The 20,128-nt window shown below is 48.7% G+C and carries 21 protein-coding genes; 13 read left to right on the top strand and 8 right to left on the bottom strand.

Going from position 1 to position 20,128, the window contains the following annotated elements; translation table 11 throughout:
• The first annotated feature begins 20 nt into the window (after window positions 1-20).
• A complete protein-coding gene (locus ABDW72_RS02310) occupies window positions 21-272 on the top strand; it encodes a chemotaxis protein CheB (RefSeq protein ID WP_347157072.1) in 252 nt (83 codons plus the stop codon).
• A gap of 122 nt (window positions 273-394) precedes the next feature.
• Window positions 395-790 carry a hypothetical protein gene (locus ABDW72_RS02315; protein ID WP_347156839.1) on the top strand — a complete coding sequence of 132 codons (396 nt, stop codon included), beginning with the start codon at window positions 395-397 and terminating at the stop codon, window positions 788-790.
• 129 nt (window positions 791-919) lie between these two features.
• Here ABDW72_RS02315 and ABDW72_RS02320 read toward each other — a convergent pair whose 3' ends face one another.
• The 7 genes from ABDW72_RS02320 to ABDW72_RS02350 are packed head-to-tail and all read right to left on the bottom strand — an operon-like array spanning window position 920 to window position 6,886.
• Complete coding sequence (locus ABDW72_RS02320) at window positions 920-1,231, bottom strand: metal-sulfur cluster assembly factor (protein WP_347156840.1); 312 nt, start codon at window positions 1,229-1,231, stop codon at window positions 920-922.
• 3 nt (window positions 1,232-1,234) lie between these two features.
• Window positions 1,235-1,666: a SufE family protein gene (locus ABDW72_RS02325; RefSeq protein ID WP_347156841.1), complete on the bottom strand. Its 432-nt coding sequence runs from the start codon at window positions 1,664-1,666 to the stop codon at window positions 1,235-1,237.
• 11 nt (window positions 1,667-1,677) lie between these two features.
• On the bottom strand, window positions 1,678-2,928 hold the full coding sequence (locus ABDW72_RS02330) for an aminotransferase class V-fold PLP-dependent enzyme (protein ID WP_347156842.1): 1,251 nt from the start codon (window positions 2,926-2,928) through the stop codon (window positions 1,678-1,680).
• Window positions 2,929-2,935: 7 nt separating this feature from the next.
• A complete protein-coding gene (sufD, locus tag ABDW72_RS02335) occupies window positions 2,936-4,282 on the bottom strand; it encodes a Fe-S cluster assembly protein SufD (RefSeq protein ID WP_347156843.1) in 1,347 nt (448 codons plus the stop codon).
• Between the two features lie 3 nt (window positions 4,283-4,285).
• Window positions 4,286-5,053: a Fe-S cluster assembly ATPase SufC gene (sufC, locus tag ABDW72_RS02340; RefSeq protein ID WP_347156844.1), complete on the bottom strand. Its 768-nt coding sequence runs from the start codon at window positions 5,051-5,053 to the stop codon at window positions 4,286-4,288.
• 17 nt (window positions 5,054-5,070) lie between these two features.
• Window positions 5,071-6,525, bottom strand: a complete 1,455-nt coding sequence (gene sufB / locus ABDW72_RS02345) for a Fe-S cluster assembly protein SufB (protein ID WP_347156845.1) — start codon at window positions 6,523-6,525, stop codon at window positions 5,071-5,073.
• A 34-nt stretch (window positions 6,526-6,559) separates the two neighbouring features.
• Window positions 6,560-6,886 carry a HesB/IscA family protein gene (locus tag ABDW72_RS02350; RefSeq protein WP_347156846.1) on the bottom strand — a complete coding sequence of 109 codons (327 nt, stop codon included), beginning with the start codon at window positions 6,884-6,886 and terminating at the stop codon, window positions 6,560-6,562.
• Between the two features lie 528 nt (window positions 6,887-7,414).
• Between ABDW72_RS02350 and ABDW72_RS02355 the strand changes: the two genes are divergently transcribed.
• The 11 genes from ABDW72_RS02355 to ABDW72_RS02405 all read left to right on the top strand — a co-directional run bounded on the left by ABDW72_RS02355 (window position 7,415) and on the right by ABDW72_RS02405 (window position 19,094).
• Window positions 7,415-8,089 (top strand): TetR/AcrR family transcriptional regulator, encoded by a 675-nt coding sequence (locus ABDW72_RS02355; protein ID WP_347156847.1) that lies wholly within the window; start codon window positions 7,415-7,417, stop codon window positions 8,087-8,089.
• Window positions 8,090-8,483: 394 nt separating this feature from the next.
• A complete protein-coding gene (gene spt, locus ABDW72_RS02360) occupies window positions 8,484-9,728 on the top strand; it encodes a serine palmitoyltransferase (protein ID WP_347156848.1) in 1,245 nt (414 codons plus the stop codon).
• Window positions 9,729-9,738: 10 nt separating this feature from the next.
• Window positions 9,739-10,827 carry a GNAT family N-acetyltransferase gene (locus ABDW72_RS02365; RefSeq protein WP_347156849.1) on the top strand — a complete coding sequence of 363 codons (1,089 nt, stop codon included), beginning with the start codon at window positions 9,739-9,741 and terminating at the stop codon, window positions 10,825-10,827.
• Complete coding sequence (locus tag ABDW72_RS02370) at window positions 10,824-11,816, top strand: NAD-dependent epimerase/dehydratase family protein (protein ID WP_347156850.1); 993 nt, start codon at window positions 10,824-10,826, stop codon at window positions 11,814-11,816. Before ABDW72_RS02365 ends, ABDW72_RS02370 begins: the two co-directional genes overlap by 4 nt.
• Window positions 11,817-11,851: 35 nt before the next feature.
• A complete protein-coding gene (locus ABDW72_RS02375; protein ID WP_347156851.1) occupies window positions 11,852-13,180 on the top strand; it encodes an inositol-3-phosphate synthase in 1,329 nt (442 codons plus the stop codon).
• Between the two features lie 9 nt (window positions 13,181-13,189).
• Window positions 13,190-13,651 carry a phosphatidylglycerophosphatase A family protein gene (locus ABDW72_RS02380; protein ID WP_347156852.1) on the top strand — a complete coding sequence of 154 codons (462 nt, stop codon included), beginning with the start codon at window positions 13,190-13,192 and terminating at the stop codon, window positions 13,649-13,651.
• Window positions 13,652-14,023 carry a GtrA family protein gene (locus ABDW72_RS02385; protein ID WP_347156853.1) on the top strand — a complete coding sequence of 124 codons (372 nt, stop codon included), beginning with the start codon at window positions 13,652-13,654 and terminating at the stop codon, window positions 14,021-14,023.
• Window positions 14,024-14,114: 91 nt separating this feature from the next.
• Window positions 14,115-16,613, top strand: a complete 2,499-nt coding sequence (locus tag ABDW72_RS02390) for a DUF5686 and carboxypeptidase-like regulatory domain-containing protein (RefSeq protein ID WP_347156854.1) — start codon at window positions 14,115-14,117, stop codon at window positions 16,611-16,613.
• Between the two features lie 17 nt (window positions 16,614-16,630).
• Complete coding sequence (locus ABDW72_RS02395) at window positions 16,631-17,347, top strand: CDP-alcohol phosphatidyltransferase family protein (RefSeq protein WP_347156855.1); 717 nt, start codon at window positions 16,631-16,633, stop codon at window positions 17,345-17,347.
• A gap of 73 nt (window positions 17,348-17,420) precedes the next feature.
• Window positions 17,421-17,924, top strand: a complete 504-nt coding sequence (locus ABDW72_RS02400; RefSeq protein WP_347156856.1) for a DUF4833 domain-containing protein — start codon at window positions 17,421-17,423, stop codon at window positions 17,922-17,924.
• A gap of 222 nt (window positions 17,925-18,146) precedes the next feature.
• Window positions 18,147-19,094 carry a phosphatase PAP2 family protein gene (locus ABDW72_RS02405; protein ID WP_347156857.1) on the top strand — a complete coding sequence of 316 codons (948 nt, stop codon included), beginning with the start codon at window positions 18,147-18,149 and terminating at the stop codon, window positions 19,092-19,094.
• 114 nt (window positions 19,095-19,208) lie between these two features.
• On the opposite strand, the gene ABDW72_RS02410 is transcribed toward ABDW72_RS02405, so the two are convergent.
• The gene (locus ABDW72_RS02410; protein WP_347156858.1) at window positions 19,209-20,063 is read right to left on the bottom strand and encodes a metallophosphoesterase; all 855 of its coding nucleotides are present in this window, start codon (window positions 20,061-20,063) and stop codon (window positions 19,209-19,211) included.
• Between the last annotated feature and the right edge of the window lie 65 nt (window positions 20,064-20,128).

A 20,128-nucleotide genomic window follows, 5' to 3' on the forward strand; every position in this document is an offset into this window, starting at 1 on the left:
AACTTTTATATGTTAAAGTAATTGTTACTGGCACTTCCGCCGGCGGTATGCAGGCACTCACTAAACTTTTGTCGAAACTACCCGCTGATCTTCCTGCTGCCATTTTCGTAGTGCAGCATCTCAGTATAGATTCCAACGCGAAATTTCTGGTGGACCGGTTAAACAGGTTTACCGAACTCTCCTGTGAGGTAGCCACGGACCGGCAGGCCTTTGCGGCTGGTTCCGTATACTTAGCTCCGGCGGACATACATTATTTGTCTTATTATTTGTAAGTTAATTACTAATTTTTAGATACTTTTGGCACTTTAAGCGCGTTCTTATTGTATAAGAGGGGAAAGAGACAATAGATTGAGCAGTCATAGAGGGATAAGAAAGCGGATTTAAGTCTAATAAAATGAAAACATTACTGGAAGGCATCAACTTTGTAGATCTGAGAACAGGCTTTATATTGACAGGCTTTGCTGACTTTGAGTCGGCCTTTGCTGCCTCAGAGGAGCTTTGCGGGAAAGGTTTTAAGGTTATCTACCTGAATGAAGCATCTTTTGTGCGGGAGTGCGAAGCAGTGGTATATACCCGCTGCTTCGATGCCGCAGACGCACGACAGTTTCAGAACTATCATCATACTTCTATTACCCAGGCCAAGTCTGATGCTCGCGAAAGCCTGCAAACAGCGCTGGAAGTATTGGAAGAAAAGAACCAGTACAAGGCGAGGTTCATCATGGTGCTTGCCCTCCAAAAGGTAAAATCACAGAAGCTTCAGAAGAATACGCAAAGAGCTGCTATCAGGTAACAGCTTTAAATTATACTATATAAAAGAGGGAACCAGTTGCTGGCTCCCTCTTTTTTTGTGTTTACTTCTTAATAATGGAACAGCCTGGATCGGCTTATAGTTATAGTACAACAAATAGTATAAGCAGTTCTATAAAAAGCCCAGCTCAAGTTTGGCTTCTTCGCTCATCATGTCGCGGGTCCAGGGCGGGTCGAAGGTGAGCATCACATAGGCATCTTCCACACCTTCGATAGCTTCCAGTTTTTGCTGCACTTCAAACATGATCTCGTCGGCCACCGGGCAGGCAGGAGCAGTCAGGGTCATCGTCACACGCACATTTTTGCATTCTTCCACTTTGATTTCATACACCAGTCCCAGGTCGTAAATGTTCACCGGAATCTCAGGATCATGCACCGTGCGGAGCACGTCCTCTACTTTATCTCTTATCTCAGATGCGTTCATACATTATTTATCTTGGAGCGACTGTGCCTGGTAAGCCACCGCATAAAGTTTGATCTGCTTCAGCATGGAGAGCAGGCCATTGGAGCGAGTGGGAGAGAGGTGGCTCTGCAGCCCGATCCGGTCTATAAAGTATAGCTCAGATTCTGCAATGGCCTTAGGTGTCTGGTCAGAGAGTACCTGAACCACCATGCTCACCAGTCCTTTGGTAATCAATGCATCGCTGTCGGCGGTAAAGTGCAGCCTGCCATCGGCATAATCCGCATGCAGCCATACTTTAGACTGGCAGCCTTTAATCAGGTTCTCTTCGGTTTTATACTTCTCGTCTATCAGCGGGAGCTCTTTGCCCAACTGGATGATGTATTCATACTTGTCCATCCAGTCGTCAAACAACTCAAAGTCTTCTATTATCTGGTCTTGTCGCTCTTTTATGGTCATAAATCGGTTGCTTAGCTCAGCAGCAATACTGCCTTTTTAACGGCTGCCACCAGTTTGTCAATTTCATCGGTGGTGTTGTAAAAGGCCAGCGAGGCCCTTACTGTGCCGGGTATTCCAAAGTAGTGCATGATGGGCTCGGTGCAGTGATGGCCGGTGCGTACTGCCACGCCATACTTGTCCAGGATCTCGCCCACATCAAATGGGTGCGTGTTGCCTACCAGAAAAGAAATGGATGCTGCCCTTGTTTCCGCCTCCCCGATAAAACGCAGTTCATCAATCTCCTGCAGCGCATTAACCGCATAGTCAAACAGCTGCTCTTCTGTTTCGCGGATGTTGTGCAGGCCCAGGTGGTTGAGGTAATCGATGGCAGCGCCTAGGCCAATGCCTTCAGCTATACTTGGCGTGCCGGCTTCAAACTTCAGCGGTAGGTCGTTGTAAGTTGTTTTTGAAAAGGAAACCGTCTTGATCATGTCGCCGCCGCCCTGGTAAGGAGGCATCTGGTTCAGCCACTTTTCTTTGCCATACAGCACCCCGATACCGGTTGGGCCATACATCTTATGGCCGGAGAAGGCCACGAAATCTGCATCCAGTTCCTGCACGTCCAGCGGCAGGTGCTGGATGGCCTGCGCCGCATCTACCAGCACCGGTATGTCCTGCGCGTGGGCAGCAGCAATAATCTCTTTCACCGGGTTTACCGTTCCCAGTGTATTGGAGACATAGGTAACAGAGATGAGCTTCACCGTTTCGTCGAGCAGCTGCGCAAACTCGTCCATCAGCAGCTCACCCTTTTCATTCATCGGAATCACTTTCAGTTCGGCGCCATGCGCCTCGCAGGCCATCTGCCAGGGCACAATATTGGAGTGGTGCTCCATGGCCGAAATTAGAATGCTGTCGCCCGCCTTCAGGAAAGCGCGGCCAAAGCAGCTGGCTACCAGGTTTATACTTTCGGTGGTGCCACGTGTAAAGATCACTTCATGCAGGTGTTCGGCATTGATAAAAGCCTGTACCTTTTTGCGCACGATCTCATACTCTGAAGTAGCTTTCTGGCTCAGGTAATGCACCCCCCGGTGAATGTTGCTATTGTAGTCGGTATAGTAATCCTGCATGGCTGCCAGTACCGACTTCGGTTTCTGGGTGGTGGCCGCATTGTCGAGGTATACCAGTGGCTTGCCGTAGACCTGTGTCTGCAGAATAGGGAAATCGGCGCGTAAAGCGACCGTATCCAGTTTGCGGGTTGTTGCTATCGTCGAATTGCCACTCATACTATAATTATACTTTCGCTAACTCCTGGCTGGCAGGAATATGCTGGTTAATGACTTTATTGATATAGGCTTCCAGTGCCGGTATGCCGATCTTCTCTGTTACATCATAGGCAAAGGCGCTCACCAGCATGGCACGGGCCGTAGTTTCGCCGATGCCCCTGGATTGCAGGTAGAACATGGCCTCCTGGCTCAGCTGGCCGGTAGTGGAGCCGTGGCTGCACTTAACGTCGTCGGCATAGATCTCCAGCTGCGGTTTGGAGTTAATGGTCGCCTTGTTGCTTAGCAGCAGGTTGTTGTTTTGCTGGAAAGCGTTTGTTTTTTGAGCATCTTCCTGCACAAATACCTTTCCGTTAAAAACGCCTACGGCATTATCGAGCAGCACGCCTTTATAGATCTCGTTGCTCTCGCAGTGCGGCATCTGGTGATTCATGAACGTATGATTGTCCACCAACTGATGATCGGCTGCCAGGTAGAGGCCAAAAAGATGACTTTCCGTATGCTCGTCGGCCAGGTTTACGTGCAGGTTGTTGCGCAGCAACTGGGCCGCTGGCAGTGAGAAGGTATAGTTGTTATAAACGCTGTCGCGCAGCTGGCATACTTCCGTATGCTGCAGGAGCCGTAACGAGGGAGCAGCCGTTTGCACCATGTAGTGGTGCATGTTGGCATTTTCCTCCAGCGCCACTTCCGTATGGCTGTTGACGAAGATTTTTTCTTCGGTGTGCGCAGATACCACGGTTTCAACCAGGCGCAACGAGGCATTGCGGTGCACCACGATCAGGTGCCGCGGCTGCACCAGTACATTAGTGTCGGTGGCATAGGTATGCACCAGGTGCAGTGGCTTGTCAAGCTGTGCATTGGCGGCAATCTCTATGTATAAGCCGTCTGAAAACAAGGCCGTATTGAGGGCAGCAAAATGGTGCTTGGCTGTATTGGTACTCTTGCCGAAATATTTCTGAAAGGTCGGGTCCTGTACCGCTGCTGCCATAGGACGCACTGCGATGAAAGCCGGTAAATCCAGGTCAGAAGCGCTCTCCTGCAGCTTGCCGTTCAGCAGCGTCAGCTTGTAGCAGTCCATGTCTTCAATATCGGCGGCATGTATGGCCTCCTCTGCTAGCGGGGTACCCACAGGCGCTTTCAGGTTGGTGGCGTAGTCTTCCCGCAGGAAGGGAGCGAGGTTCGTATACTTCCAGTCTTCTACTTTTGTATTGGGAAAGCCGAGCTTCCGGAAATTTTCGATCGCCTCCTGCCTTGCCTCTAGCAGGAATTCAGGCTCCGTCTGCCGGTCAAGGACACGTCTGGCTTCGAACCCATCCAGCAGCTCCTGAAACAGGGGTATGGATATTTGGTTTGCCATGCGTTATTGCGCTGATTCGGTGATAGGATAAGATTCTTTCAGCCAGTCGTAGCCTTTTTCTTCGAGCTCCAGTGCCAGCTCTTTGGTACCGGATTTTACAATGCGGCCATCATAGAGCACATGCACAAAATCAGGTACAATATACTCCAGCAAACGCTGATAGTGCGTGATGAGCACAAACGCATTCTGCTCGTTGCGGAGCTGGTTCACACCGTTCGAAACAATCCGCAGGGCATCGATGTCGAGGCCGGAGTCCGTTTCGTCGAGGATGGCAAGTTTAGGATCCAGCATGGCCAGTTGCAGTATTTCGTTGCGCTTTTTCTCACCACCCGAAAAGCCTTCGTTCAGCGACCGGTTGACCAGTTTAGCGTTAAACTCCACCAGCTTTTGCTTCTCTTTGGTCAGGCGAAGGAATTCTTTTGCTTCCATCGGCGGCAAGCCTCTGTAAGCCCTTATCTCATTCAGCGCAGTGCGCAGAAAGTTGATGTTTGACACGCCCGGAATCTCAATTGGGTACTGAAAAGCAAGAAACAGGCCTTCTCTGGCCCGTATCTCCGGCGCCATGTCCAGCAGGTCTTTGCCTTCAAACAGCACTTCTCCTTCTGTTACCGTATAGTTCTCACGCCCGGCCAGCACAGACGATAGGGTACTTTTGCCGGAGCCGTTCGGCCCCATGATCGCGTGTACCTCGCCGGGGTTTATTTCCAGATCGACTCCTTTCAGAATCTTCTTTCCTTCCACTTCTGCGTGCAGATTTCTTATGCTAAGCATCGTTCTATTATTTTAGTTTAACCTACACTACCTTCCAGTGTAATGGAAAGCAGCTTTTGAGCTTCCACGGCAAATTCCATGGGCAGCTGATTGAGTACCTCTTTAGCATAACCATTAACGATCAGGGCGACGGCTTTCTCCGAGTCGATGCCCCGTTGATTGAGGTAAAAGATCTGATCTTCGCCAATTTTAGAGGTGGTTGCTTCGTGCTCTACCGTGGCGGTACTGTTTTTTGTCTCGATGTAGGGAAATGTATGTGCCCCGCACCGGCTGCCGATCAGCAGCGAATCGCACTGCGTAAAGTTACGGGCATTATCGGCTTTGGCGCCTACGTGCACCAGGCCGCGGTAGCTGTTGTTGCTGAAACCGGCCGAGATACCTTTGGAGATGATGCGGCTTTTGGTATTGCGGCCCAAGTGGTACATCTTGGTTCCGGTATCGGCTACCTGCCGGTTACCTGTTACTGCCACGGAGTAAAATTCACCGCTGGAGTTATCGCCCTGCAAAATCACGCTCGGGTATTTCCAGGTGATGGCTGAGCCGGTCTCTACCTGTGTCCAGGATATCTTTGAATTTACGCCCCGGCAGGCCCCGCGCTTGGTTACAAAGTTATAGATACCACCCTTGCCTTCTTTATCGCCCGGGTACCAGTTCTGAACGGTGGAGTACTTGATCTCGGCATTATCGAGTGCGATGAGTTCCACTACGGCAGCATGCAACTGATTCTCGTCGCGCATGGGGGCAGTGCAGCCTTCCAGGTAGCTCACGTAACTGCCCTCGTCGGCAATAATAAGGGTTCGCTCAAACTGACCGGTTCCCTGCGTGTTGATGCGGAAGTAGGTGGACAGCTCCATCGGGCAGCGCACCCCTTTCGGAATGTATACAAAGGAACCGTCGGAGAACGCGGCGGTGTTCAGCGAGGCAAAGATATTGTCGGAGTGCGGCACCACCGAGCCCAGGTACTTCTTTACCAGTTCCGGGTGCTCCTGTACGGCTTCCCCGATGGAGCAGAAAATAATGCCCAGCTCATGCAGCTTCTCCTTATAAGTTGTTGCCACCGAGATGCTGTCGAACACAGCGTCTACGGCTACGCCAGCCAGGGCTTTCTGCTCGTTCAGCGGAATGCCCAGTTTGGCAAAGGTAGCCAGCAGCTCCGGGTCTACTTCGTCCAGGCTGTTATACTTCTTCTTGTTTTTGGGTGCAGCATAATAGGAGATTGCCTGGAAATCGAGCGGAGGCATTTCGAAGTTCTGCCAGTGCGGCATCTCCTGCTTCAGAAAGGCTTTATACCCCTTCATGCGCCAATCCAACAGCCACTCAGGTTCATTCTTCTTATCAGAGATAAACTTCACGATGTCCTCACTGAGCCCCGCGGGCGCAATGTCCATCTCGATATCCGTCACAAAGCCATACTCGTATTCTTTGTTAGCGAAATCGTTGATTATCTCATTACTATCTACTGTATTTGCCATATTATTTTATACTAGATGAAAATGCAGTATCGTGTTATACTGCAAAGCTTTCCCCGCAACTGCATGTCCGAGAGGCATTGGGGTTGTTGAAGTATAAACCCTTGCCATTCAGGCCATCAGAGTAGTCTAACTCAGTGCCGAACAGGTATAAAAGGCTCTTTCTATCAACCACAACAGTAACCCCATTGTTTTCAAACACCTCGTCGCCCTCTTTCTGCTGCGTGTCAAATGCAAGCTGGTACTCCAGGCCAGAGCAACCGCCACCCTTCACGCCAACACGAACGAAAGTTTCAGGCGCGCACTGCTCTCTTTCCATCTGCTTGCTGATATATCCTTTTGCTTTTTCAGATACCTTAATCATATGTTAGTGCTTTATATCAAAACAAAAAATATCCAAAATAGTGCCCCATTTGCAGCTATACTATAAGCCTTTATAAGAAGTATGGCCCGTTTCAGAAAAGGGGCTGTACCATTTGCGTTTCCTGTAGTATAACATACCGAAATGCAGCAAGTTAGTTGCTGCTTTCAGCTTCAATGTCCTAGTTCGGCTGTGGCAATAAGTATGGCGCCCTGAAATTGTAAACCTGTTGCGTCTTGGAGCAAAAGTATAGCTTCTGTAGCCGCTAAAGCCTTCAGACTAGCAGGGGCAAAGGTAAGGCTAAAAATTTAGAATAGCAGCCTACACGGCGAAAGGCCCTGAATTGCTGCGGAGACGCTGTAAAAGCTGTAAAAGAGGAGAAGGCGGAGCAAGCGTGATGTGCCCGCAAATACAATGCTTTTAGCTGTAACAGGTAGGCGAACCAGTACAGAATATGGGGCAAGACTATTCCGGATAAAGAAGCAGCAACAGACCAGCTGCAGCTGCAATGCGCACAGACGAAAATTATTAATGAATTTATTTGCAAGTGAGATTTACTGCCGTACCTTTGGACCGAAAAACGGATTTGGTCTAGTGATGTTAAGTGAAAAGGACGAGTGTATTAAGACAGACATTCTGAACGAGGCCCAGAAGTTGTTCAGACATTTTGGTTTAACTAAAACCACGATGGAGGACATTGCGAAAGCTGCCGGTAAAGGAAAGAGTACACTTTATTACTACTATAGGAGTAAAGACCAAATTTTTGATGAGGTGGTGATGCGGGAGATGGAAGCTCTCTTCAAGCTGACGAAAGAAGCCGTTAATGCTGCCGATACCGCCGAGGAAAAGCTGAAAGCCTTTTCGGTTACCAAGTTCAAGCACCTGCAGGAGAAAGCAAACTTGTATAAAGTAGTTCGGGGAGATCTGGAACATAACTTCCGCTGTATTCTGGACCTAAAGCACAGGTATGATACCCGCGAGATTAGCCTGCTACGGAATATACTGAAGCATGGCATGGACAAAGGCGAGATCAAGCATTATGCGCTGGCGGAGTTAGATGCAATTGCCTTTGTGCTGGTATGTGCCATCCGTGGCCTGGAGGTAGGGCTCTTTGTTGAAAACAAATTGCCTGAAAGTGAGTTTGATAACCTGGAGAGCCGCATGGATATGATCAATGACATTCTGATGCGGGGCCTTAAATCCTAATTTTTTTGCCCCTTAGCAGACCAAAATACCTTTTTAGTCTATTAGGGATGGCTGATATTTAAACCAATAAGCGCTTTAGCAGCAAAAAAGAGGTAAGAAATGCTAAGAAAAAGGGGGGAACACGATGGTCTATAATTTAAAGCTGCGTAAAAGGAAGGGCAAAGCCTTCTCCTGTTGAAAGAGAAGTTCTTTGTTATTCGGATAAAGAATTGTTTTTATTCTTGAAATATAAAGAAATTTTGATGTAATTCCATGGTGATTTAACAGTGGGTTCTTTCATTATTTCTGTAGTAATCATATATACTACTGTTCTGTTCTGCCAGAAGCCAATTTAAGGTTATTTATACTTCAGGCTCAGACCATTGCAGTACGAGTTTTTAACCTTAATTAACAGATGATGGGCAACAAACTTCGTGAAAAGATCCTGGCCCGCGAGAAAAGTGCTGCATACTATGCAGCGGCAAGGGCGATGGAACAGAATGCCTACCCTTATTTCAGGTCAATAGAGTCGGCGCAGGATACTGAAGTAATCATTGGGGGCAAGAAGGTGCTGATGTTTGGTTCAAATGCCTATCTGGGGCTCACGAATCATCCGAAAGTGAAAGAAGCTGCTGTGAAGGCAATCGAGGTGTATGGTACTGGTTGTGCCGGTTCCAGGTTCCTGAACGGCACGCTGGATATTCACCTGGAGTTGGAAAGGCGGCTGGCGGAGTTTGTAGGCAAAGACGAAGCGATCGTATTCAGCACCGGATTTCAGGTAAACCTGGGCGTTATTTCCAGCCTTACCGGTCGAAACGACTATATCTTACTGGATGAGTATGACCATGCTTCAATTATTGATGGCAGCCGGCTGTCATTCTCTAAGGTGATCAAGTATAGGCACAACGATATGCAGGACCTGGAGCAGAAGCTAAGTAAGCTGCCGGAAGAGGCCATCAAGCTGATCGTGGTGGATGGCGTCTTCAGTATGGAAGGAGACATCGTGAAACTGCCGGAACTCGTGGCGCTTGCTGAGCGCTATGGCGGCTCTATTATGGTAGATGATGCGCATGGTCTGGGCGTAATGGGGAAAAATGGAGCTGGTACGGCTGCCTACTTCAACCTGACAGATAAAGTTGACCTGATCATGGGCACCTTCAGTAAGTCGCTTGCTTCGCTGGGTGGTTTCATTGCCAGCGACAGCGATACCATCCAGTACCTGAAGCATCATGCCCGCTCGCTTATTTTCAGCGCCAGCATGTCGCCGGCGTCGGTAGCCAGCACCATTGCGGCCCTCGATATCATTCAGTCTGAGCCGGAGCGTTTGGAGCAGCTGTGGGCCAACACCCACTATGCAACCAAGCTGCTGCAGGACGAAGGACTGGAACTGGGACCAACCGAATCACCCATCATTCCTATTTATATTAAAGACAACGACAAAACGTTCCAGGTATCGCGGGTGCTGCAGGACAATGGCATTTTTGTGAACCCGGTGGTGGCGCCTGCCGTGCCGGCTGAATCTACCCTTATCCGTCTGTCTGTTATGGCTACGCATACATTTGGGCAGATTGAAGAAGCTGTTGCCAAAATATCCGAAGCATTTAAAATCGTGGGAGTTCCCATTCGCAACACAACATATGAAGCGAGTAACGCAGGTTGATTCAAAGAAAATGTTGAAAGTCTTCATTGACTTTCCCCACGAACTGTACAAGGACGACGCATACTATGTGCCGGAGCTATACATCGCTCAAAAAGATTTGCTAACACCCGGCAAACACCCTTTCCATGAGCATTCGTCGGTGCAGCTGTTTCTGGCTTATGAGGATGAAAAGGTGGTGGGACGTATTGCCGCTATCCTGAACAACAACCATAATGCTTTTAACAACACGCAAGATGGTTTCTTCGGGTTTTTTGATTGTATCAACGATGCCGAAGTAGCGAGTATGCTGGTAGAAGCGGTAGAGAAATGGCTGCTGGATAAAGGCGTAAAAACGATCATTGGCCCTGTCAACTTCTCTACCAATGAAACCTGCGGACTGCTGATCGAAGGCTTTGATAGCTCTCCGATTGCGATGATGACCTATAACTACCCCTACTACCAGCCCTTGCTGGAGCAAATGGGGTTTGAGAAAAAGGTAGACCTGCTGGCCTATCAGTTTCTGGCCGGCGCTTTTAACCAGAAGGCCCGCAAGATGACGGACCTGCTGGTGCAGCGCCTGGAGCAGAAAGGCATCACCTTGCGGAACATCAACATGAAGAAGTTTAAGGAAGAAGCTGCCAGTCTGCGCGAGATCTACAATGCTGCCTGGGATAAGAACCTCGGATTTGTGCCGATGACGCCGCAGGAGTTTGACTATATGGCCAAGGACATGAAGATGATTCTGGACCCCGACTTCTGCATGGTGGCAGAGCACGAAGGCAAGATCGTTGGATTCTCGCTTTGCATTCCGGACATCAACTACATTCTTAAAAAGATTAAAAAAGGACGCCTGCTGCCGACTGGTATTTTCAAGCTGCTGCTACAGAAGAAAAAGATCAACGGCATACGTATCATTGCCCTGGGGGTAGTCGAAGGCTACCGCAAGCTCGGTATAGAGGCCTGCTTTTATGGCTCTATCATGCAAAAGGGGTATGAGAAGAACATTCAGTATGGCGAAGCTTCCTGGATTCTGGAAAATAATGTGCTGATGAACCAGGCGCTGTTGAAGATGGAGGCTACCCCTTACAAGAAGTACCGGATCTACGAAAAGGCACTATGAGGGAAAAAGTACTGATTACAGGAGCCAGCGGCTTTGTGGGATACCACTTAGTAGAAGCTGCGTTGCAAGCCGGTCTGGAGGTGCATGCCGCTGTGCGCCCCTCCAGTGAGGTGGCCCAACTGGCGCCGTTCCCTGTAAAGTACGTTTACCCCGATTTTTCTGATGTGGCCGAGCTGCAGAAGCTGTTGCAAGAACATGAATACCAGTATATTATCCACACAGCCGGTGTGACTAAGGCCAAAACGGCGCTGGCTTATGTGACCGTAAATGCTGGCTATACGAAGAACCTGGCGCTAGCTGCTGTAGCCGTACAACCACGGCTGAAGAAATTCGTGTTTATCAGCAGCCTGGCAGCTCTTGGGCCGATTGCATACACGGATACGGCGCCGATACAAGAGGATAGCCGGGCACAGCCGGTAACAGACTATGGCCGGAGTAAGTTGTTGGCAGAGGAGTACCTTACCGAGATACCGGAACTGCCCCTGGTGGTTTTGCGGCCAACTGCAGTATACGGGCCGCGGGAGAAAGACATCTTTCTGCTCCTGAAAACCCTGAACAGCGGTCTTGACCCTTACATCGGAAGCAAGATGCAGCGGCTAAGTTTTGTGTATGTAAAAGACCTGGCAAAGGTAGCAGTACAGGCGCTGACAACAGTAGAAAGCCAGGGCAGCTACAACGTTTCGGATGGTAACAGCTACGACCGCTATGCTCTGGCTGATATTACCAAGCGCCTGCTGGACAAAAAGGCTATCCGGGTTCATGTACCCTTAAGCCTGGTGAAAATGCTTGCTAAAGTGATGGAAGCTGCTTATGCCCGAAGTGCTGTTGCGCCGGTGCTCAACAAGAACAAACTGCACGAGCTAACCGCTGAGAACTGGAACTGCAGCATCGAACGCCTCCGCCAGGACTTGGGCTATACTCCGGAATATGACCTGGAGAAAGGCCTGGCACAAACGTTACAGTGGTATAAAGAGAATAAGTGGTTATAAACAAGTATAAATTATTATTGATATAAATTCATACAATGGAATATCAAATTAAGAAAGCCGAAGGGCGATTGGGTATCCTGATCCCTGGACTTGGAGCAGTGGCTACCACCTTTATTGCTGGTGTGGAGGCGATCCGTAAAGGAATTTCGCAGCCGGTTGGGTCGCTGACACAGATGGGCAATATTCGCCTGGGCAAGCGTACGGAAAACCGCTACCCGCTCATCAAGGACTTTGTGCCATTGGCAACCCTTGATAACCTGGTGTTTGGTGGCTGGGATGTTTACGAAGACAACGTATACGAGGCCGCTGTAAATGCAAGAGTGCTGGAGCCTGGTCTGCTGCATGCCATCAAGCCGGAGTTGGAAAGCATTGTGCCTATGAAGGCTGTGTTTGATAAAAGTTTCGCCAAAAACCTGTCCGGCACAAACGTAAAAGAAGCTGCTACCAAGTATGAGCTGGCCGAAGCGTTGATGGACGATATCCGCAACTTTAAAGAAGAAAACGGTTGCGACCGCCTGGTAATCGTATGGTGTGGTTCTACGGAGATCTATGCGGAGCCAAGCGAGGTGCACGCTACCGTAGCGAACTTTGAGGAAGGACTTCGCCAGAATGATCCGCGCATTGCGCCAAGTATGATTTATGCGTATGCAGCCGTGAAGCTGGGTGTGCCATTTGCAAACGGAGCGCCGAACCTGACCGTTGACATCCCTGCTATTATCGAGCTCGCCAAGCAGAATGAAGTGGCCATTGCCGGTAAAGATTTCAAAACGGGCCAGACGCTGATGAAGACCATACTTGCGCCGGGCCTGCAGGCCAGGGCGCTGGGCATTAAAGGTTGGTTCTCTTCCAACATTCTGGGCAACCGCGACGGCTTGGTGCTGGATGATCCGGATAACTTTAAGACCAAGGAAGTTTCCAAGTTGGGCGTATTGGAAGATATCCTGCGTCCGGACGATAACCCGGAACTATACGGTGATATCTACCACAAAATACGCATCAATTACTATCCTCCTCACGGCGACAACAAAGAGAGCTGGGATAACATCGACATCTTTGGCTGGCTGGGCTATCAGATGCAGATCAAGATCAACTTCCTGTGCCGCGACTCTATTTTGGCTGCGCCGATTGTGCTGGACCTGGCCTTGTTTATGGACCTAGCGCAACGAGCCAATATGAGTGGTATTCAGGAGTGGCTGTCGTTCTACTTTAAGTCGCCGCAAACGGCTGAAGGACTGCGTCCGGAGCACGATATTTTCAAGCAGTTGATCAAGTTGCAGAACACGTTGCGGCACATGATGGGCGAAGACCTGATCACGCACTTAGGGCTCGACTATTACCAGGAGCTGGTAGAGTCCCTGTCATAAGGGCGGGAAATGATACAAGTACACAAGCTGGTTTCTACCAGCCTGGGCATTGGGTACATCGGCAAAGGAGGGGGCACCGTAGCAGCGGTTGCTACCTGCCTTTGCTGGTACCTGGCGCAGCAGGCAGGAGCCGACCGGCTGGTTATCTGGTACCCTTCTGTTACCCTGCTGCTGACCGTGCTAGGCATCTGGTCGGCAGGTAAGGTAGAGCCTCTGTGGGGCAAAGATGATAAAAAAGTAGTGATAGATGAGGTGGCGGGCATGTGCATCAGCCTCCTGTTTATACCTGTCACCCTTCCTTCCGTTTTGCTGGGCCTGGCCCTGTTTCGATTTTTTGACATTGTGAAGCCACTCTACATCAGAAGGCTGGAAAAAGTAGGTGGTGGCTGGGGCGTGATGCTGGACGACGTAGTGGCAGGAATTTATTCTAATCTTATATTACAACTTTTACTACACTTCAATATACTCTAAATGTTCACCTTCCTAAAGGCACAGGCTGCTTCAATAGTAGCGTCTGCTGTCGATTTTCTGGTGACGATCATCGCTGTTGAACTATTTGGTTGCTGGTATGTGGCAGGTGCCATATTAGGCACTATTTCAGGTGGCGTAATGCACTTCTCCCTCGGCAGAAACTGGGTTTTTGATTCTTCTGACAAAACGATACCGACACAAGCGTTTAAATACTTATTGGTTTGGACCGGCAGCCTGCTGCTAAATGCCTCCGGGGTATACATTATTACGCATTATTTCGGTGTAAACTACATTTTCTCCAAAGTAGGCATCTCTTTGATGGTCGGTTTCTTTTACAACTATATTATACAAAAAAGATATGTATTCAAGTAAGAATATATATGATACATATATAAAATGGCTTTTCCTTATACTGGTTCTTGTTATAAGTATACAGGCGAGCCCTGTGGCGGCACAAAGTGCTGTGACCACAATAAAAGGCACTGTAACTGATGCCATTACACAGGAGCCACTGATTGGCGTTTCGGTTTTTATACCTGGTACCAGCGTAGGCACCAGCACAGATTATGAAGGTAAGTATTTAATTAAAACAAGTCAGGCAGGTACAGTCCTGAAATTCTCATACCTGAGCTACAAAACAGCAACGCTGCCGGTAACAACAGGCCAGGAGCAGGTGCTGAACGTTAAGTTGCAGACAGACGCCAAGCAACTGAGCGAGGTGGTAGTTACGGGTAAAAAGCGGAAGGTAAAGTATAGCAACAAAAACAACCCGGCCGTAGACCTTATCCGCGAGATTGTGGACCACAAAGCGCAGAACCGTCCGGATGCGTATGCCTATGTGCAGTACGAGCAGTACGACAAAATGCAGCTTTCTCTGGTAAGTACCCCCGAGAAGCTCAAGCGCAACATATTCCTGCGCAAGTATGATTTTATCACCAGCAATCTGGATACGACTACGCTGAAAGGAAAGGCTGTATTACCTTTCTTTATACAAGAGGACCTTTCAGAACACTTCTACCGCAAAGCACCTGAAAGCAGGAAGACCATTGTAAAAGCAGAGAAAAAGGTTGATTTCGGTGCTTTTGTAGATAACAAGGGCGTGGGAGCTTACATGCAGCACTTGTACCAGGACGTTGATATTTATGCCAATAACATCACCATCGTCACCAATCAGTTTCTGAGCCCGATCGCCGATATGGCCCCGACCTTCTATAAGTTTTACCTGACCGATACAGTGACAACTGCCGAGGGACAGTCGCTTTCAGAGCTTACGTTTGAACCACGCAACCCGACCGCTTTTATGTTTACGGGCAAGCTGTATGTAACCATGGATGGTAACTATGCCGTGCAGCGCGTAGATATGAAGGTGAATAAAGGCGTAAGCATCAACTGGGTGCGGGACCTGCAAATTAACCTGGACTTTGCGAAGAATACCGATGGCCGGTATCACCTGAGCAAAAGCCAGGTGCGCACAGACTTCGGGATTACTCAAAACAGTAACGCTGGTTTTTATGGCGAACGAGTAGTTTCGTACAAGAACTTTACGATTAATGTGCCGCAGCCTGATACCTTATATCAAGGTACGGCTATAGTACACCAGGACCTTGCCGAAACAAAGGACGAAAGCTACTGGGTAGCAAGCAGGCACGACTCTCTTTCTGCCGTGGAGGCTAATACCTACACCAATATCAACCGGCTTACGCAAATGCGTTCTTATAAAAGAACGATGGACTGGGCCACTGCCCTGATTGCCGGTTATAAGCAACTGGGGCCAAACCTGGAAATCGGCCCGATAAATACATTTTATAGTTTCAACCCTGTAGAAGGATTTCGCCTGAGGCTGGGTGGAAGAACCACAACAACGTTTAGTAAAAGGTTTACAGCGGAGTCGTATGTGGCGTATGGCTTTAAAGATGAGCGGTGGAAAGGCTACTTAGGAGGTACGCTTTCCCTAAGTGATCGATCTATATATGAGTTTCCTGTACGAGCCATCCATGCCAATTACCAGCGCGACACGAAAATTCCGGGGCAAGACTTGGAATTTGTACAGGAAGATAACTTCCTGCTGTCCTTTAAGCGCGGCGAAAATGACAAGTGGCTTTACAACGAAACTTATAACCTGGATTACCTGCACGAGTTTGAGAACCACTTCTCTTATAAGCTAGGCGTACGGAATTGGCGCCAGTCGCCTGCAGGTTCGTTGCAGTACATGACGGGGCAGAAACTGAACAATGACACGCTGCCCCGCAACGTCATGAACCTGACAACATCAGAAGCTACACTCGAGCTGCGCTGGGCTCCGGGAGAGCAGTTTATGCAAGGCAAAATATACCGCACGCCCATTGCTAACCGCTATCCTGTATTTACACTGCGTGCGGCGGCAGGCATCAAGGGCTGGCTGAACGGCGGATACAATTACCAGAAAGTAGCTCTAAACATGTATAAACGCTTTTACCTGTCGCAGTTAGGATACTCTGATGTAGTTGCCGAAGGTGGTTATACATTTGGTCAGGTACCTTTTCCGCTGCTCACCATTCATCGGGCTAACCAGACATACTCTTACCAGATGCAATCTTATAACCTGATGAACTTTCTGGAGTTCGTCAGCGACCAGTATGCCAGCATCAACATCGACCATTGCTTCAACGGGTTTATCTTTAACAAGATCCCGCTGATCAAGAAAACGAAATTCAGGGAGTTTGCCACGCTAAAGGTGCTTTATGGCAAAGTACGGGATGAAAATATGCCAGAAACTAACTCGGACCTTTACCGCTTTCCCGAAAACGCCAATGGGGTGCCTGTTACGTATTCACTGAAAAAAAAGCCTTATGTAGAGGCAAGCGTCGGGGTCGGCAATATCTTCAACTTCTTTCGGATAGATGTGGTAAAACGTCTTACATACCTGGAGCATCCCAATGTATCAGAAATAGGTATAAGGGGTAGGTTTAAATTCGACTTTTAAGCTTTATCATCCAAATTATGAATAAAGAGGCGCTTCGCAATTCGCTGCAGCAGGGCATTTACAAGGTGATAAACCCTGTTGTGAGATTATTGATCAAGATCGGTTTTACGCCGAATGCGGTAACAACCACCGGACTGATCTTAAACATCGGGGTAGCGGCGATATTTATTGTTGGAGGCGAGCGCACCAACAGGGGAGAGCTGGCCTACGTAGGCTGGGCCGGTGCGCTGGTGCTGTTTGCCGGCGTCTTCGATATGCTGGACGGGCAAGTGGCCCGCTTAGGAAAAATGGGTTCTACTTTCGGGGCCTTGTATGATTCGGTGCTGGACCGCTATAGTGAAATGTTCATGTTTCTGGGTATCTGTTATTACCTGATCGCTCATCACTATTTTCTAAGCTCCCTGTTTGCTTTTATCGCCCTGATCGGATCTATGATGGTGAGTTATACCAGAGCCCGCGCGGAGGGACTGGGGGTAGAGTGTAAAGGAGGACTGATGCAGCGCCCGGAACGTGTCGTGCTGATCGGGCTTTCCGGCATCGCTTGTGGCATTACCTCCAGCATCATCGGGGGCGATTATAAGTTGTTTGTGCCCGGTATTCCGTTTCATATCTTTGAGACAATGACTATTTTTACCCTCCCGATTACCGTAATGGCAATATTGACGAACATCACAGCGGTAAGCCGACTAATGGATGCAAAGAAGGCATTGGAGCAAAAGGAAATGGTATTTTAAGGTAAAGAACGGAGTGAAGAGCGCACTACTTTTATTCTGCCTGCTGGCTTTTTGTAGTTTCAGCAGTTTCGCATTGCCCATCCTACCAGCAGATTTTCAAGCGAGCCCGCAAGATAGTTTTCCGGTCCCAAAAGGTATCCGTAATCTGTTGTTCTATGTGCAGCGCGACCCCAATGCCAACACGGTCATATACCAGCTGAACCAGACAGAACAGGGGGGGCTAAATGAACAGGAACCGGTTCATATTTTCTGGATACGCTACGCTGACAAGGGGGAGCGTAAAGAACTCAACTATATTCAGCGGAAGTTTGCCTATGGTTTAAAGTATAAAAAGATAGGCAAGGACAGCTATGAATTGGAGTTTGTAAGTTATCCAAAGCTACCCCTTTATCTCCGGAAGGCAGCAGACGGTAAATACCATGTGTATGCCACCATTAACCAGAAGCAGGCCATTCTGGATCGGATTTTTGTACGGATACAAGGCGGGACATTTTGGGTGCCAAATGTTCTGTATGTAGAATTGAAGGGGAAGGATGCTACAACGGGTAAAGTTGTCATAGAACGCATTAAGCTATAAGAGTAAGTTGTGTTTGTACTTGACTCGGAAGGAGGGTTAAGTATAACAGGAGGGTATAGCTCCTCTATGTTCAATTTCGCTACCGCTCTTTAGCAATTTTCTTCTTCTCATTTTGTCAATGTGATCATAATCTTTATAGCTCAACTGCTATCATTGCCTTAATTTTGGTGCTTACTCCTCCTTCTGAGCCAAGGTGTTCAGGTATAACTCTTATACAATAACATGCGCACAACTACTGCCACAACAGCGGAGAAGAAACGGGTTTTATGGAAAGAAGTGCTGCTGCTAACAGCTTTGTCAGTTGCTTACCTGCTGCTATCTTACTTGCTGGTGGGTTTTAAGCAGGACCAACTGGTGCTTGTGGCGTTAGTGAACGTGCTGTACTTTGCCTCCGGCATCACCCGAAAACTGATCACGGGCTTCTCCATTTTTATCGTTTATTGGGTTTTGTTCGATTACATGAAGGCCGTGCCGAACTACTGGATCAGCCCGGTTCATATTAAGAGCCTGTACCTGGCAGAAAAAGCGCTTTTCGGTATTGGAAGTGGCCCCGTTATACTTACGCCAAACGAATTCTGGGCGCAACACAGCACTAACTTTCTGAACGTGCTTACCGGCATTTTTTACCTGACGTGGGTGCCGGTGCCGCTTGCCTTTGCTGTTTACCTTTTCTTCCGTCGCAGGCAGCAATTCGTTTACTTTGCTTTGACTTTTCTGCTGGTAAATTTACTCGGATTTGTTATTTACTACCTCTATCCTGCGGCTCCTCCCTGGTACATACAACAGTATGGGTTTCAGTTTATACCCAATACCCCAGGCAACACGGCAGGGCTCGCCAGGTTTGATGCTTATTACCACATCAGCGTCTTTGGTTCTATTTATGCGAAGAGCTCCAATGTTTTTGCGGCAATGCCCTCGCTGCATTCATCCTACCCGGTTATTGTGCTTTATTATGCCTGGAAGAATAGGCTGGGCCTGATCTGCGCCTTTTTTGCGATCATCATGGTTGGTATCTGGTTTTCGGCAGTGTACAACTCGCATCATTATGTGCTGGATGTGCTGGCCGGTATACTATGTGCCTGCTGCGGCATAGGGCTGTTTAACTGGCTGCTGGCCCGCAAAGGATGGGTAAGCAGAAGAGTAGAGGCGTTTGTTGCCGCTATCCGATAGCGGCAACTACAGGGGGGTGCGGCAATTCAACAGCATGGTAGCTAAGCTTTCGCAGGAGTTGAGTATAAAAGAAGATTTCAGGCAAAATAATACTGGCAAAGGCAAAGCTTGGATTTATACATAATAGTTGAAAAAGGTCACTTCTGATCGGGCATCAAAGCGGAATGGAACAGAGGAAGTGCCAAAGCCTTTGGACAAGTATAAATAAGGAGGAGAACTGTTGTACCAGCCGTTGATATAGTCACCGGACTTATTAGGAAGCACCGGCACATACCCAGGCAGTCTAACCTGGCCACCATGGTTGTGGCCTGCAAAAATATAATCAAACTTCAGTTGTTCCTCCGGAGCACGTTCATGGTTAATGCGGGCTGTTTCGGCTAAAACTGGTTCCTGCTGCAGCGGGCTGTGGACCAGCAGGAGGTGATGCGCTTCTCTACCGACATGCTGCACGGCTTTTCGCAAACGGCATTTGCCCTCTATAAAATCATCCATACCGGTCACCATAATTCTTTCTCCGCGAAGCGTGTATGCCTTCGATTCATTTATCAAAAAGTCGCAATGGTGCTGCCTGTATACCTCTTTCAGGCTCTGCAGGCTTTTATCTGCCCGATAATCATTATTGCCGGGTATAGCCACTTTCTGTACCTTCTCATCCAGCAGGCGGAAGAACTTAGCCATTGGCATCGTATTGCCGCTCGAGTCAAGGGTATCGCCGGTGATAAGCAGCAGATCTGGCTCCAAGGCGTTTACTTTGCGGGCCAGCTTTCGGTATGGAGGCCATAAATGGTGTTTGAAATGAAGATCAGTCAGCAGGATGAGCTTCAACTTTTTGCCGCTACCTTCCGGAAGGCCGATGTTGAATGTCTTTACCTCGAAAAAGTACTTCTCCAGGAACAGAGCGTCTAGCAATGCAGCAGCAGCGCCAAACGCTACAGCACCTGCCAGCCATTTCAGGGGTTGTGATTTCATGTATAAACTTAATGATTTAGCTATGCTGCAGGTGCGTGACTCTCAACCCTGAATGCCAGCCTACC

This window comes from Pontibacter chitinilyticus, from assembly GCF_039748935.1.
GTDB lineage: Bacteria > Bacteroidota > Bacteroidia > Cytophagales > Hymenobacteraceae > Pontibacter > Pontibacter chitinilyticus.